At 68.4% G+C, this 11,718-nt stretch carries 17 protein-coding genes and 3 pseudogenes; 10 read left to right on the plus strand and 10 right to left on the minus strand.

Translation table 11 applies throughout. The annotated features are described in order from the left end of the window. From ACIF83_RS41005 to ACIF83_RS41015, 3 genes are all read left to right on the plus strand, one after another. Positions 1 to 132: Hsp20/alpha crystallin family protein (locus ACIF83_RS41005; protein WP_399726269.1), on the plus strand; the 132-nt coding region annotated here is incomplete at its 5' end. 102 nt (positions 133 to 234) lie between these two features. Beyond that, positions 235 to 630 carry a DUF2267 domain-containing protein gene (locus tag ACIF83_RS41010; RefSeq protein WP_399735114.1) on the plus strand — a complete coding sequence of 132 codons (396 nt, stop codon included), beginning with the start codon at positions 235 to 237 and terminating at the stop codon, positions 628 to 630. Between the two features lie 69 nt (positions 631 to 699). After that, entirely contained in the window at positions 700 to 1,134 is a 435-nt protein-coding gene (locus ACIF83_RS41015) for a DUF2267 domain-containing protein (protein ID WP_398141938.1), read from the plus strand. Between the two features lie 499 nt (positions 1,135 to 1,633). Here ACIF83_RS41015 and ACIF83_RS41020 read toward each other — a convergent pair whose 3' ends face one another. The 5 genes from ACIF83_RS41020 to ACIF83_RS41040 are packed head-to-tail and all read right to left on the minus strand — an operon-like array spanning position 1,634 to position 3,671. Continuing rightward, entirely contained in the window at positions 1,634 to 1,945 is a 312-nt protein-coding gene (locus tag ACIF83_RS41020; protein WP_393483780.1) for a hypothetical protein, read from the minus strand. Then, positions 1,942 to 2,232, minus strand: a complete 291-nt coding sequence (locus ACIF83_RS41025) for a hypothetical protein (RefSeq protein WP_399735118.1) — start codon at positions 2,230 to 2,232, stop codon at positions 1,942 to 1,944. The genes ACIF83_RS41020 and ACIF83_RS41025 overlap by 4 nt, the downstream gene beginning before the upstream one ends. After that, positions 2,229 to 2,498, minus strand: coding sequence for a hypothetical protein (locus ACIF83_RS41030; protein WP_399735120.1), 270 nt, complete (start codon positions 2,496 to 2,498; stop codon positions 2,229 to 2,231). The genes ACIF83_RS41025 and ACIF83_RS41030 overlap by 4 nt, the downstream gene beginning before the upstream one ends. After that, positions 2,485 to 2,802 carry a hypothetical protein gene (locus ACIF83_RS41035; protein ID WP_398141935.1) on the minus strand — a complete coding sequence of 106 codons (318 nt, stop codon included), beginning with the start codon at positions 2,800 to 2,802 and terminating at the stop codon, positions 2,485 to 2,487. The genes ACIF83_RS41030 and ACIF83_RS41035 overlap by 14 nt, the downstream gene beginning before the upstream one ends. 50 nt (positions 2,803 to 2,852) lie before the next feature. After that, on the minus strand, positions 2,853 to 3,671 hold the full coding sequence (locus ACIF83_RS41040; protein ID WP_393483792.1) for a dienelactone hydrolase family protein: 819 nt from the start codon (positions 3,669 to 3,671) through the stop codon (positions 2,853 to 2,855). A gap of 95 nt (positions 3,672 to 3,766) precedes the next feature. Between ACIF83_RS41040 and ACIF83_RS41045 the strand changes: the two genes are divergently transcribed. The 5 genes and pseudogenes from ACIF83_RS41045 to ACIF83_RS41065 form a co-directional block, all read left to right on the plus strand. Then, entirely contained in the window at positions 3,767 to 4,774 is a 1,008-nt protein-coding gene (locus ACIF83_RS41045; protein ID WP_399735125.1) for a GlxA family transcriptional regulator, read from the plus strand. 362 nt (positions 4,775 to 5,136) lie between these two features. Beyond that, a pseudogene (locus ACIF83_RS41050) lies at positions 5,137 to 5,358 on the plus strand (winged helix-turn-helix domain-containing protein); the annotation flags it as partial. Then, positions 5,355 to 5,882, plus strand: a complete 528-nt coding sequence (locus tag ACIF83_RS41055) for a transposase (RefSeq protein ID WP_399735128.1) — start codon at positions 5,355 to 5,357, stop codon at positions 5,880 to 5,882. The pseudogene ACIF83_RS41050 and the gene ACIF83_RS41055, both read left to right, overlap by 4 nt. 225 nt (positions 5,883 to 6,107) lie before the next feature. After that, a complete protein-coding gene (locus tag ACIF83_RS41060) occupies positions 6,108 to 7,175 on the plus strand; it encodes a MerR family transcriptional regulator (RefSeq protein ID WP_399735131.1) in 1,068 nt (355 codons plus the stop codon). A gap of 406 nt (positions 7,176 to 7,581) precedes the next feature. Beyond that, positions 7,582 to 7,725 (plus strand): annotated as a pseudogene (locus ACIF83_RS41065) (DUF1707 domain-containing protein); the annotation flags it as partial. 248 nt (positions 7,726 to 7,973) lie between these two features. On the opposite strand, the gene ACIF83_RS41070 reads toward ACIF83_RS41065, so the two are convergent. The 3 genes from ACIF83_RS41070 to ACIF83_RS41080 are packed head-to-tail and all read right to left on the minus strand — an operon-like array spanning position 7,974 to position 9,143. Continuing rightward, the gene (locus ACIF83_RS41070) at positions 7,974 to 8,510 is read right to left on the minus strand and encodes a GNAT family N-acetyltransferase (RefSeq protein WP_399735134.1); all 537 of its coding nucleotides are present in this window, start codon (positions 8,508 to 8,510) and stop codon (positions 7,974 to 7,976) included. Next, positions 8,503 to 8,814, minus strand: a complete 312-nt coding sequence (locus ACIF83_RS41075; protein WP_399735137.1) for a hypothetical protein — start codon at positions 8,812 to 8,814, stop codon at positions 8,503 to 8,505. Before ACIF83_RS41075 ends, ACIF83_RS41070 begins: the two co-directional genes overlap by 8 nt. Before the next feature lie 23 nt (positions 8,815 to 8,837). Next, a complete protein-coding gene (locus tag ACIF83_RS41080; protein WP_399735140.1) occupies positions 8,838 to 9,143 on the minus strand; it encodes a hypothetical protein in 306 nt (101 codons plus the stop codon). 165 nt (positions 9,144 to 9,308) lie between these two features. On the opposite strand from ACIF83_RS41080, the gene ACIF83_RS41085 reads away from it, so the two are divergent. After that, on the plus strand, positions 9,309 to 9,470 hold the full coding sequence (locus ACIF83_RS41085) for a hypothetical protein (protein WP_399735143.1): 162 nt from the start codon (positions 9,309 to 9,311) through the stop codon (positions 9,468 to 9,470). Between the two features lie 75 nt (positions 9,471 to 9,545). Here ACIF83_RS41085 and ACIF83_RS41090 read toward each other — a convergent pair whose 3' ends face one another. Then, positions 9,546 to 9,908 (minus strand): DUF952 domain-containing protein, encoded by a 363-nt coding sequence (locus ACIF83_RS41090; RefSeq protein WP_398141417.1) that lies wholly within the window; start codon positions 9,906 to 9,908, stop codon positions 9,546 to 9,548. 176 nt (positions 9,909 to 10,084) lie between these two features. Between ACIF83_RS41090 and ACIF83_RS41095 the strand changes: the two are divergent. Further along, positions 10,085 to 10,308 (plus strand): annotated as a pseudogene (locus ACIF83_RS41095) (integrase core domain-containing protein); the annotation flags it as partial. On the opposite strand, the gene ACIF83_RS41100 reads toward ACIF83_RS41095, so the two are convergent. Then, positions 10,305 to 11,711: a RodZ domain-containing protein gene (locus ACIF83_RS41100; protein WP_399735146.1), complete on the minus strand. Its 1,407-nt coding sequence runs from the start codon at positions 11,709 to 11,711 to the stop codon at positions 10,305 to 10,307. The pseudogene ACIF83_RS41095 and the gene ACIF83_RS41100 overlap by 4 nt on opposite strands. Positions 11,712 to 11,718 lie beyond the last annotated feature (7 nt).

An 11,718-nucleotide genomic window follows, 5' to 3' on the forward strand; every position in this document is an offset into this window, starting at 1 on the left:
CTGGACACCGAGCACATCCAGGCCGACTACGACGCCGGGGTGCTCACCCTGCGCATCCCGATCGCCGAGCGCGCCAAGCCCCGCAAGATCTCCATCGGCGCCGGACCCGGCCGCAAGGAGATCTCCGGCTGAGCCGGACCCGATGAGGGTTGAACAGCGGCGGAGGACGGGTACCTGATCTCCCCCTCGCCCGTCCTCCGCGCCCCGTGGACCTGAGGAAGGGGGGCGGCCGACGTGACTGTGCGACGCGAAGCGTTCCTCGACCATGTGAAGGAACGCGGCGATTACGACACCCTGCAGGAGGCCGAACGCGCGGCCCGCGTGGTGCTCGCCCTGCTGGGCGCACACCTGGTCGGCCAGGTACGTGCCCAGCTGGCGGCGCGTCTGCCGGAAGACTTCGCCCTGATCCTGCTGAACCCGCTGCAGAGCGCCGAGCCGCTGCCCCCGAAGCGGTTCGTGCGGGCGACCGCGGCCTGGATCGAAGGGGCCACCGAACAGACCGCGGCCTGGGACGTCAGCGCCGTCCTGTCCACGGTCGCCGACGCCGCCGGAGACGACCTCCTCAAGGAAATCCTGCTCCAGCTCCCCGCGGGCTACGACCTCCTCTTCGGCCGCCCCCAGCCCACCTGACCACCCACCCCCCGGTGACCGCACACCGGCCACCACGACCCTGGTGACAGAAAGGCAACCATCGCAGTGATGTCCGACCGGAGCGCGCCGCTCCAGCAGCCCTACGGGAGGGCCTACGAGCACATGCTGGAGACGGTCCGCTACGAAGGTGCCTACCCCACCCGTGAGAAGGCCGAGGAAGCCGTCCGCCTCGCCCTTTCGGGACTGGGACGCCAGCTGACCGGCGACGAACGCGTCGAACTGGCCGCCCGCCTGCCCGTTGAGGCCGCGCGCATCCTCACCGCCCAGATCCCCGACACCCAGCCGCTGGGTGGCTGGGCCTTCGTCAAGGACCTCGCCGCCCGCACCGGCGCCTCCCTGGGCACCACCCGCTGGGACACCGGATCCGTCTTCTCCGCCGTCGCGGCCTACGCCGGCCCCGACCTCATCACCCGCATCCTGCGCCAGCTCCCTTCCGGCTACGCGCTGCTGTTCGGCCGCGCCGAACTCACCCCCGCCGCATAGTCGGCGACGTGCGTGCTCGGGGCGGGCGCGACCGCCGCGTCACGGTCCGCCCTGAGCCCGGGGCCCGCGAGATGACCACTGCCCGCCCGCTCGGCCGCCCGCACCGACGAGCTGGTTCGCGGCCGAGCGCATCAGAAACGGCCCGGCGGTGTGTCAACACTGGAAGCCACGTCTCATACAGACCCTGCGGATCGCAAACAGGCACTGAGCCGCTTGTCGGCCAGTTGCTCGCATGGCGAACCAGCTGGAGGTGGCGGATGCCAACAAGGTGAACCCGCCGGTAACCAGGGTGACTGCGACCGCGTCATTCATGTTGGGGTCAATGCCGCGCCGGGCGGTGCGGATCCGGGACCGGCGCCCCGAGCAGCGAGCCCCGGAGTTTTCGTGTCGGGATCAGACACAGCTTCTCAACGTTCTGTATGGCAGCGACGAGCGGCCCCCCGGAAGATGCCTTCCGGGGGGCCGCTCGTGTTCCTGGTGCGCGCGCCCTGGTGGCCGTTCAGTACCTGGTCAGGTCTACGACCACATCGCACAGGGGATCGTCGGTCGGCTTCTGGTCATGCTCGTTGTCGAGGTAGCCGGATGTGATTCCGGAGAGCAGGCCGGGGCCGGTGTGGCTGATGATCACGTCGGCGCCGTAGGTGAGGCTTCCGTCGGGTGCCGTCAGGTACAACCGCATACGGTCGCTGCCGGTGATCACCAGCCCCTTGAAGGCGGGGAGGTCCGGTGTGTGATCGGCGACCAGGGTGCGGACGATCCCGGGCAGACGCTCAAAGACCCCTTGGTGGTGGTCCTGGCCTGGAGCTGTCACAGCTTTGCCCAGGCCGGACACTTGTTCCCCGGCTGGTTCTTGCAGAACGCGTTGATGACGCCGATGGTCTGCCCCCTGCAGGCATCGTAATCCTGGTCCTGCCGGCCGAACTCGGAGTTCCCGTACCGGGTGACGATCTTCCGGCCCTGGGGGTCCTTGGCCCGGCACTTGATGCGCTTGTCCCAGGGGTGCGGCTGCACGGGCATGGGGGCCGCAGAGGCGACAGACCCCGCCGACAGGGAGGCCACGGCTATGAGTGTTGCTGCGCCTAATGCGATCTTCTTCATGTAGTGATCACATCATTGGCTCTCTCGTAGAACGCCCAACACGCCCAGTGCACCCTCGCCTTCCTCGCCCGCCACCTCGAATACAGCATCCACGGCATCCCCAACCTCACCTGGTGGCAACTCCTGATGTCGGTGAACGCCGAGATGAAGCTGCTGGGGTTGGCACATCCGCAGGCGTCGGCGGTTCGGGTGGTGCCGTGGCCGTCGGCGAGGAGCACGAGCGCGTGGTAGATGCGTAGCTGCGTGCGCCACTCATAGAAGGTCATGCCGTTCGCTGCGGAAGAGTCGGCTGAGGGTGCGGGTGCTGGCTCCGATCGCCTTCCCGAGTTCGGCCGGCGTGGCGTTGTCTGCCGGCGTCTCTTGCAGCGTCCGGGCAATGGCTTGCAGTCGGTCGTCCCGTGGCTCGGGCGGGTGCAGTGGCTGTTCGTGTGCTTCGCGGAGTTCATCGGCGAGGACTCGAAGGAGGCGAGAGCGCGCGGCGCGGCTGTAATCAGGCGCGGCGTCGTCGTAGTTGCGGGGGCCGGTCAGGGCGAGCAGGACCTCGCGGGCGAGGTCGGAGGCCAGGAACACGGCGGGATTGTCTGGTCAGGCCAGGCAGGTGTTCCGGCGAGGCTCGCGCGTCACTCTCTGAGCCGTTCCGTGAGGAAGGCGATGATCTCATCACGGGCACGTAGCGTCGGGTGACCCTGCTCGTCCACTAGATGTGCCGTGACGACGCTGTGGGCGCACCCGACGACGTCGCGGAAGAAGGGCGGAGGGTTCGTGTTCGCCACGTCGGAGGGAAGCACGCGGCCGTCGAACGCTTCGCCGAGGAGTGCTTGGTAGGCCGCGAACCGCTGGCCCGTGCACCACCTGTCGTTGTCGAAGCGGTAGGCAAGTACCGTCAATCCGTCTCGGTCGATGCGTTCGGCCAGCGCAACAGCATCTTCGTCTGCGATCTCCAGACCCCCGGGGTCGTCGAGCGGCAGCGAGGGATGATTGACGACCGGCGCGATGACCGCCGGTTCGAGCGCCATGGTCAGCGCGAAGTTGCCGGTGAAGCACAGTCCGACGGCGCCGACGCCCGGCCCGCCGCACTCCGTGTGCGCGATACGCGCGAGGCCGCGCAGCCATGCGACGACCGGACTGGTGCCGCCCCCAGCGAACGCACGGAACTCGGCGCTGACGCATGCGCGCCGGGCAACGGCGTTGCCTGCCTCGGTGGTTGGGTAGGCGCCGTCGACGCCGAAGAGAGAGGGCAGATACACGCAGAAGCCGGCATCGCGTACCCAGCGTGCCAAACGCGCTACGTCGGGGCTGATGCCCGGCATCTCGGGCATCAGGATGACGCCGGGCCCTGACCCGGCAACGTACACAGTCTTGCTGACGTCGTCGACGGTGACGACTCTCCGGGAGAAGTCGTCCAAGGGGTCGTCGCGCCGCGTCCTCATCGTTGTCATGATCAAGAGTTTGGTGAGACACTCGCCCGACGGGAACCGGCGATATCGCCACATGGTAAGGCGATATCGCCACCCTGTGGAGAGCCGGAGGAACCATGAAACCGCTGCGCCTGGGTGTACTGGCGTATCCCGGCTGCTTCGCCTCGGAAGTGTTCGGGATCCCCGACCTGCTGGCCATGGCCGATCACATCGCGGCAGCGCAAGGGTCGGACCGACCGCGGTACGAGGTGTCCGTCGTCTCGCCCCGGCGACGGGTGGTCGTGTCCGGCGGCTCGGCCATCGAGGTCTCGGCGTTGCGGCCAGTCGATGTACTGATCGTGCCGGGTTTCGAGCTCTCGCCCAGGCTCGATCTCGGCGCGACGCTCGCGAACCTGAGGCCCGAAGTGACGTCGATTCGGTCGCAGGCCGCCTCCGGAACCGTCGTCGTGTCGATCTGTGTCGGTGCCTTCCTCCTCGCTGAGGCCGGCCTGCTCGACGGACGCGAAGCGACGACGTCCTGGCTTTTCGCGGATCAGTTCGCCCGCCGCTACTCCGACGTGAAGGTGCACCCCGAGCACCTGGTGCTCACCGACCGAGGTGTGACGACGACGGCAGCCTTCAGTGCCATGTACGACTTCGCACTCCAGTTGATCCGTGAGCACGACGGCCCCCGCGTAGCCCGCAGCACCGCACGCATCGCCCTCGTCGACGACGCACGCTCCACCCAGGCACCCTACGTCGACCTGGAGTTGATGCCCGCCGTGGGCCGCGAGTTCTCACTCGGTGTGAAGCGGTGGCTCGACCAGAATCTCGGGGCTCGCTACGACCTGTCCGCCCTCGCCGAAGCGTTTCACGTGAGCACGCGAACCATGCTCCGCCGCTTCGGCCATGAGGCCGGACAGACCCCGCTCGCATACCTGCAATCCGCTCGGGTCCGCCGGGCTCGTCATCTTCTGGAGACGACCGACAGGACCATCCTGCGCATCGCAGCCGACCTGGGATACGCGGACACGAGCACATTCAGCGCCATATTCGCCCGGCACACGGGCCAGCGCCCGCGGGACTACCGCGCCACGTTCCGCCAGCCTGTTCGCGAAGCGGGCCGCAACACCGCAAGGCCCTGATCTCCCAGAGCCCGGACGGACCCAGTCCAGGGCCCCACTCCTCTCGCGCAGCCCACCCCGCTTGACCACTGCGAGCACGGTCGTCCACGCGCGGGAAGTGGTCCAGCGCCTGGCGCCGGACCCCTCAGCCCCGGCCCAGGACCGGTTGGAGCGCTCGGAATCGCTGTGGTGACGGGGCGGTTGCCGGTGTGTGCTGGGGCCGAGGAATCGCTGCAGCTCCCGCAGCAGCCGGGCGAGGTGTGCCGCGTGCCGGCGGCCGAGTGTGATCGTCTGGGAGACTCAAGGACTCCCACGAGGCCTGCGCGCACAGCGTGTTCCACTCAGGACTCCTGCTGGTGCGCGGCACCGTCGAGGCCCGCGGCACGTTGATCGGGCGGGGGTTCCACAAGAGCTACACCGTCCAGGGAGTGTCGGCTCTGCTCAAGCGGCACGGCTGGTCCTGTCAGGTTCCCGCCCGCCGGGCTGTCGAACGTGACGAGACGGCGGTGGGCGGCTGGGTGAAGGAGACCTGGCCGAGCGTGGAAGGCCCGCGGCGGCGCTCGACGCCTGGCTCGTCTTCGAGGACGAAGCCGGCTTCTCGATGACGCCGCCCACCACCCGTACCTGGCCCAGGCGCGGCCACACCCCGATCGTGCGGGTACGCGGCCGCTCCCGAAGCCGCTTATCGGTCGGCGCGCCGACCTGCTACAAGCCCGGCCAGTCGTCGCAGCTGATCTACCGGCCCCGCGCCGACCCCCGCTTTGACGGGCGCAAGAGCTTTGCTTGGACCGATTACCGCGACCTGATCCGGTCCGCCCACCAGGAGCTCGGTGGCCCCGTCGTGCTGGGTTGGGACAATCTCAACACTCGTCTGACCGCCGGGATGAGGCAATTCATCGCCGAGCGGGGCCGGCTGACCGTCTACCAGCTGCCGCCGTGCTCACCCGACCTCAACCCAGTCGAAGGCATCTGGTCGGTTGTGCGGCGCACCACACTGGCCAACCGCGCCTTCGCAGATCCCGAGGACCTGATCACCGCCGTCCGTCAAGGATCGCGCCGGCTCCAGTACCGCAGCGACGTACTCGATGGCTGCCTTGCCGGTACATGGCTGGTCCGGGCCAGACCGTGAGGCCATGGCATTCAAGGCAGGTGGGCCGTACGTCGGCTACGCCGTGGCGGGGAGGGAGCGTCGGGCGGTGCGATAGACCAATGGGGGACAGCTTCCTCTGCTGACAGTCTCGCCCAAGTGCCGTCGACCCGCAGCACCTGCCTTCCGCTGTCGCGACATCCGCTCCCGAGCCGGGTTGACCCTCGACCTTGTGCAGGGCCCAGAGTGTTGGTTGTGGAGAACGACATGCACAGCATTGGCGAGATGGCCCGCGACAGCGGCCTGGGCGTGAGCACCCTGCGGTTCTACGACCGTGCCGGTGTGCTGGTCCCGGCCTGGGTGGATCCGGTGAGCGGTTACCGCTGGTACGAACCCGAGCAGCTCGAAGAGGCCCGGCTACTGGCCCGCTTGCGCCGGGCCGGAATGCCGCTGCCGGACATCAGGCTGGTGCTGGCCAGCTGGTCCGGCGCGGACACCGATCTGGTCCGAAAACTGCTCAAGGCGCACCTGTGCCGTCTCGAACAGGGACTGTCCGATGCCCGCAGCGAGTTCTCCGCGCTCCGAGTACTACTCGATCACCGGGAGAATGCCATGACTTCGCTCCGCATCGCCACCGTCCGGCTGTCCGGCGCCGCACCCGAGCTGGCAGCCGCGCTGGACGCGGTCCGTTTCGCGGCGAGTACCGACCCTGAACTGCCGATGCTCGGCGGGGTCCTGTTCGACATCGAGGGCGAGAGACTCCACTTCGTGGCCACCGACCGGTACCGAATGGCTGTCGCGCAGGCCGGTATCGCCGGGCACGACGGGAGCCGAGTGCAGGTCATCGTGCCCACCCCGCTCGTCGACGCGATGCGGGCGCTGTTGGACGGCGAGGGACCCGTGCGGCTGTCTGTCGACGGTGACCGCGTGACGCTGGAGGCCGGGGACGGGCAGGCAGCCGGTCAGTGCCTCGACCACGACTTCCCCGACTACCGTCGTCTCCTCCCCCAGGCCGCAGGGCGCCGCGCCGCTGTCGAGGTGGCGGCCTTCCGCAAGGCCCTGGAGACCGGCCCTGTCCGTTCCGGCGAGGCCGGAGCGCCCGACCTCAGCGTGCTCAGGGTGGAGGATGGCGGCACGGCGACCCTTTGCACAGACGGTGACGCTGGCCCGAACCGCATCGCCGTCAACCGTGAGTTCCTGCTGGACGCGCTGGCCGCCGGGGCCCGGGACCGACTGATTCTCGAGCTCGCCACCCCCACAGCGCCGATCGCGATCCGCCGGCCCGACGACGAGGGCACCTTCTCGATCCTGATGCCGGTCCGCCTGGAGGACTGACGGTCCACTCACCCTGATCCGGCTCGCCCAGACCAATCGGACGCAGCCGGCTCAGGGTGCTGGCGAACCCATTGATGGCGACAGACGCGCCAACGTCGATCGAGCGAACCCGCACCATGGTGCCCTGGGGTCGCCCCATGGGAGCCCTCACGGCTGCTGGGCCTCGGCCTGTGACACCGCCAGAACAAGACGCGAGGACTCGGCCGACGTGACGTCGACTACCGCAGGGATCACCACCCGTCAGCTCCACGACACCACGCTTCGAAGGTCGGTAAGGCCTGCCCGATGGGTCCCATGCGCGTCCCAAGGCCAGGTCGGGAGGTACTTCGCCCGTGCGGTTACAGAGTCGCACCATGACTGACAGCGAGCGGGTACCGGAGTTGACGTCGCAGGACATAGTGGAGCTGTGGACGCAGGAGACGCCGGCCGGGAGTCGGTTGCTGAGCAACTGCGAGTCGCCGCGGGTGAAGGCCGCATCGACCCTACCGAGTTGGAGGAGAGGCTCGATCGGGCTTACGCCGCGAAGACGTACGGCGAACTCGACGTATTGGCGGCCGACCTGACGCAGGAGCAGCCTTCTGGTTCGCGTTCTGACGCTGACGAGGAGACGCTCGTCCTTGAGACCGGCCTGAGCAACATCAAGCAGAACGGCCGCTGGACAGTTCCGACACCCTTTGTCACCGGGTTTGGGCAGCACTTGCTGATCGCAGGCCGGAAAATGTTGGTGAGAACTGACACCGGGACGGGATGGGTGGACTCTTTGTCGCCGCGCCGGGCGGCTTTTGCCGAAGGGGCCCGTCACATGGGGAGCGAGAACAGCCGTACTGGCCCTGAGGGCCAGCGGGCGTCGTCGTGCAGGGGCGTCACCATGGTCCGCAGCGGCATGGTCACCAGGCGGGATTCGGGTTGTTCGACGAGTACGTCATTGTCGAGCGGGTGCCATCCGAGGCGCTGGTAGAGCGATACGAGGGGAGGTCGGCAGAACAGGAGCGCGTGCTGAGGACCCATCGTGCGGGCGTGCTCCAGTACAGCTGCGACGACGAGCCTCGCCAGCCCCTGACCTTGCATGCCGGGTGCGACGGCCACCCCGCCGACGCCCACCACCTCTGTCTCGGCGTCGCCGATCGCGACAGGCAGTCGCAGCAGGCCGGCGTGTGCCACGAGTCGAGCGTCGTGCCTGATACCGAAATGCTCCTCTTTCGGCAGCCAGGTCAGACCGGTCCAGGCGACACCGAAGGGATCATCGCTGTTGCCAAGGATCTCCTCCTGGTCCGCCTTCGTGTAGTGGGCAAGCCGCACCACAGTCGGTGCCACAGTGGATCGGTTCTCAGACATTCCCACATGATGATCTCTCCGCCGAGCACTGGCCAAGCGATTCCCCAGCCGATCTGCGCCGTCCAGAGCCGGGGGGCAAGCCAACGTTGTCGTAACGGACCTTGTCGGTCGGCACTCCGCACAGCACGCTGCGAGCGTGGACGTGACCTTCGAAGAACGCCTCCTGCCCGCAGGGCGCGAAGATGCGATGCACGGCCTTGCCGGAGTACGACAGACGCATCGCGAACAGGATGACTTTGATCTGCTCGCCGGCCAGACGGATCGTCACGTCCCCGAAATCGACCGCTGCTTCGGCCCCCTGCATGTGGGTCTACGGGATGAACGCGTTCAGCGGCCCGCTTCAATCCGTATCTGCGGGCGGCGGTCGGCGACATAGGCGCGCAACATGGGGTAGGTCACCTCCGCCACACCATGCTCGGCGACCAGGCAGTCGAAGATCCGCTTGACGCTGTGCCGCTGTGCCCGCTGCCTTGGTGTGACGATCAGGGACAGCTGGCGGCAGCGGCCGTCCGGGCTCAGCTGGCGCTTGGTGGTGAAGCCGTCGCGCGAGCGGCCCGGCCCTCGCCTCCTGCACCACCTCCACCAGGCGGGCGACCAGGCTCTGCCACGCGGTTTCGTCCATGTGCTCCACACCTTCGGCCCCTTGTGAGGCGGGTGCCGGCGGCGGATCGGAGTGGGCGCGGCAGCGTGCTGGTGCCTGCGGACGATGATGCGGAATCGCCCCGCCCCACGCTCACAGCCACGGTGGTGTGACTGTGGCTGCCGGGCTCCAGTCCGGCCCGAGGACTGGAGTCGTTCGTGTGGCACACCTTCACCCTGGCCATCATTGGCGCCTGCTCGGTTGCCGGCCTCGTCATGACGCAGCTCGTCCGGTTCTTCAAGCAGCTTCCCGAACTCATCCGCGCGACACCCCGAGACCATGACGGCTGTCAGGCCGGAGACAACCGCCGGGCCGGCTGAGTCCACAGACCACCAGAAACGCTCTGGAGGAAGCGCAGGTCGTCTCGACCCTGGGCGGTCCGGAGAACACGAATGTCAACTCACGTCCCGCAGTCCTGTCGCCTGGCCGTCAGCGTCCCACTGGATCTCCAGGACACGCTCGACGGCGTCGCGGTTGAGCGGGCCGAACACATGCGGGAACATGACACCGTCGGCAGTCCCGGGCGGCGGGGTGGGCACCGCGGCCTCGAAAACACACTTCGCAGTGAGCCGACCCTCGTCGAGGAGCAGAGCCAGCAGCGGCCTCGGCGCATCCCGGTAGAAGGCGTTGACGACTGCCAGCGTGGTCGCCTCGTCGGGAGCGCAATGGACGAACCCGTCCTCGGCGAGGGAACCGGGTGTGTACGGCTGGTCAGGCTGGGCGGTCCAGTCATCCAGCGAAACAACATGATAGATCATGATCTGGTTATACAACCTGCTGGATGAGGTCTGCTGTAGCACCGCCCCTCGTCATCGAGAGCGTCATGACGATGACCTGGGCCGGCTGTCTGCTCCGCACAGGTCCCGGCTCACGTATCGATGAGGGGGCACCACTGCGTTGTGCAGGGAGCGCAGGAGATGGTCGGCGGGCAGCGGTTCGCGATCGAAGACGTCCCGTGCAGACCAACGGCATGGTCGAACGCTTCAACCGCACCCTTCTCGACGAACGGGCGTACCAGCGGACCTACACCTCAAACACCAGGCGGAGCGAGGCCTTGGCAGACGTCCTCCACACCTAAGCCACCACCGCTGCCACACCGCGCTCGGCGGACACCCGCCCGTCAGCCGCGTCGACAACGCTGGGGGTCACTACACCTAATCGCCTCTGCCATAGGTGAGACGTCGCACCTGGCCGGGCTGGAAGTCGTTCGGGACCTCCTTGCCGTTGACGACAAGCTGGACGGCGGAGGCATCGCCAAGGACCAGGCTGATCTGGTTCTTGTCCGTGAAGTTCTTGCTCTCGCCGTCGTCGAGCAGTCCGTCGAACAGCACTAGGCCGTTGTGGTCCTTCGCCGAGATCCAGCTCCGCCCGCTCTTAGCGGTCACCACGACGGTGACCCGGTCCTTGGGGGCTGTGCTCACCCGGGACGCTGCGGGCGTGGACGGCGGAGCGGAAGCACGGGAATTGGCCCGCCGGGATTCCGAAGCGGTGACGGAGGGTCCGCCGCCTCTGTTGTCGTCCCCTTGCCGTGTGAGCGCGAAGAGGCCGCCCACGAGCGCGCTCGTCGAGGCCGCGGCCACGATCAGCAGGGTGATCACGCGGGGCGAGCGCGAGGGTCCGGCCGGGGCGGGCCGGAGAGGTTCGTCGACGCGGCCGGGATCGGCCGGAGGCACGACCGGGACCGGTGGCGCGACGCGCGGCCGGGCAGGGGTGGCGAGCGCGAATGTGTTCGGGTCCGGTACGGGGTCCGGACTCGGGCTCGGGTTCGGGTTCGGCATGAGCGAGCCCAGGAGCGCCTCGGGCGTGGGACGGCCCGTCGGGTCCTTGGACAGGCAGGCGGCGACCAGCGCCCGCAACTCCCCGGGCAGCGCGGAGAGATCCGCAGGCTCGTGCACCGATCGGTACATCAGCCCCATAGGCGTGCCGGTGCCGAACGCCCTGCCTCCGGCCGCCGCGACGAGCACGGCCCCGAGCGCGAACACATCGGCGGCACCACCGACTTCGTCGCCCTGCGCCTGCTCGGGCGCGAGGTATCCGGGAGTGCCGAAGGCCGCCCCGGTGGCGGTCAGCCGGGTGGACTCCACGGCCCTCGCGATGCCGAAGTCGAGGACGCGTGGGCCGTCGTCGGCCATGATGATGTTACCCGGCTTCAGATCCCGGTGTACGAGCCCGCAGGCGTGGACGGCTTGGAGCGCCTCGGCCAACGCTGCCCCGAGAGCCCTCAACTGGTCTTTGTCCATGGACCCTTGACGCTCGATCAGCTCCGCGAGCGTGAATCCGGGGATGTACGCCGTGGCCATCCAGGGCGCCTCCGCGTCGGGATCGGCGTCCACGACCGGAGCCGTGTGGAAACCTCCGACTCTGCGGGCGGCCTCTACCTCTGCGCGGAACCGTTCACGGAAGTGCGGGTCGGCCGCCAGTTCGGGCCGGGCCACCTTGACCGCGACGGCCCGGCCGCCCGGTGACCGGGCGAGGTAGACCGTCCCCATGCCGCCCGCGCCCAGCTTTCGCTCGACGGTGTAGACACCGATCCGCCATGGCAGGTCCGCGCTGTTCTCCATCGCCTGC

It is taken from the genome of Streptomyces sp. NPDC085866 (assembly GCF_044541035.1).
Taxonomy (GTDB): domain Bacteria; phylum Actinomycetota; class Actinomycetes; order Streptomycetales; family Streptomycetaceae; genus Streptomyces.

What these genes read in the sequence shown, in the direction of transcription:
- ACIF83_RS41045 (WP_399735125.1), top strand. Translation starts at nt 3,767, where the DNA reads ATGAAACCGCTGCGCCTGGGTGTACTGGCGTATCCCGGCTGCTTCGCC.
- ACIF83_RS41075 (WP_399735137.1), bottom strand. Translation starts at nt 8,814, where the DNA reads ATGCAGGGGGCCGAAGCAGCGGTCGATTTCGGGGACGTGACGATCCGT.
- ACIF83_RS41055 (WP_399735128.1), top strand. Translation starts at nt 5,355, where the DNA reads ATGACGCCGCCCACCACCCGTACCTGGCCCAGGCGCGGCCACACCCCG.
- ACIF83_RS41015 (WP_398141938.1), top strand. Translation starts at nt 700, where the DNA reads ATGTCCGACCGGAGCGCGCCGCTCCAGCAGCCCTACGGGAGGGCCTAC.
- ACIF83_RS41060 (WP_399735131.1), top strand. Translation starts at nt 6,108, where the DNA reads ATGCACAGCATTGGCGAGATGGCCCGCGACAGCGGCCTGGGCGTGAGC.
- ACIF83_RS41040 (WP_393483792.1), bottom strand. Translation starts at nt 3,671, where the DNA reads ATGACAACGATGAGGACGCGGCGCGACGACCCCTTGGACGACTTCTCC.
- ACIF83_RS41030 (WP_399735120.1), bottom strand. Translation starts at nt 2,498, where the DNA reads ATGACCTTCTATGAGTGGCGCACGCAGCTACGCATCTACCACGCGCTC.
- ACIF83_RS41090 (WP_398141417.1), bottom strand. Translation starts at nt 9,908, where the DNA reads ATGATCTATCATGTTGTTTCGCTGGATGACTGGACCGCCCAGCCTGAC.
- ACIF83_RS41100 (WP_399735146.1), bottom strand. Translation starts at nt 11,711, where the DNA reads ATGGAGAACAGCGCGGACCTGCCATGGCGGATCGGTGTCTACACCGTC.
- ACIF83_RS41025 (WP_399735118.1), bottom strand. Translation starts at nt 2,232, where the DNA reads ATGAAGAAGATCGCATTAGGCGCAGCAACACTCATAGCCGTGGCCTCC.
- ACIF83_RS41070 (WP_399735134.1), bottom strand. Translation starts at nt 8,510, where the DNA reads ATGTCTGAGAACCGATCCACTGTGGCACCGACTGTGGTGCGGCTTGCC.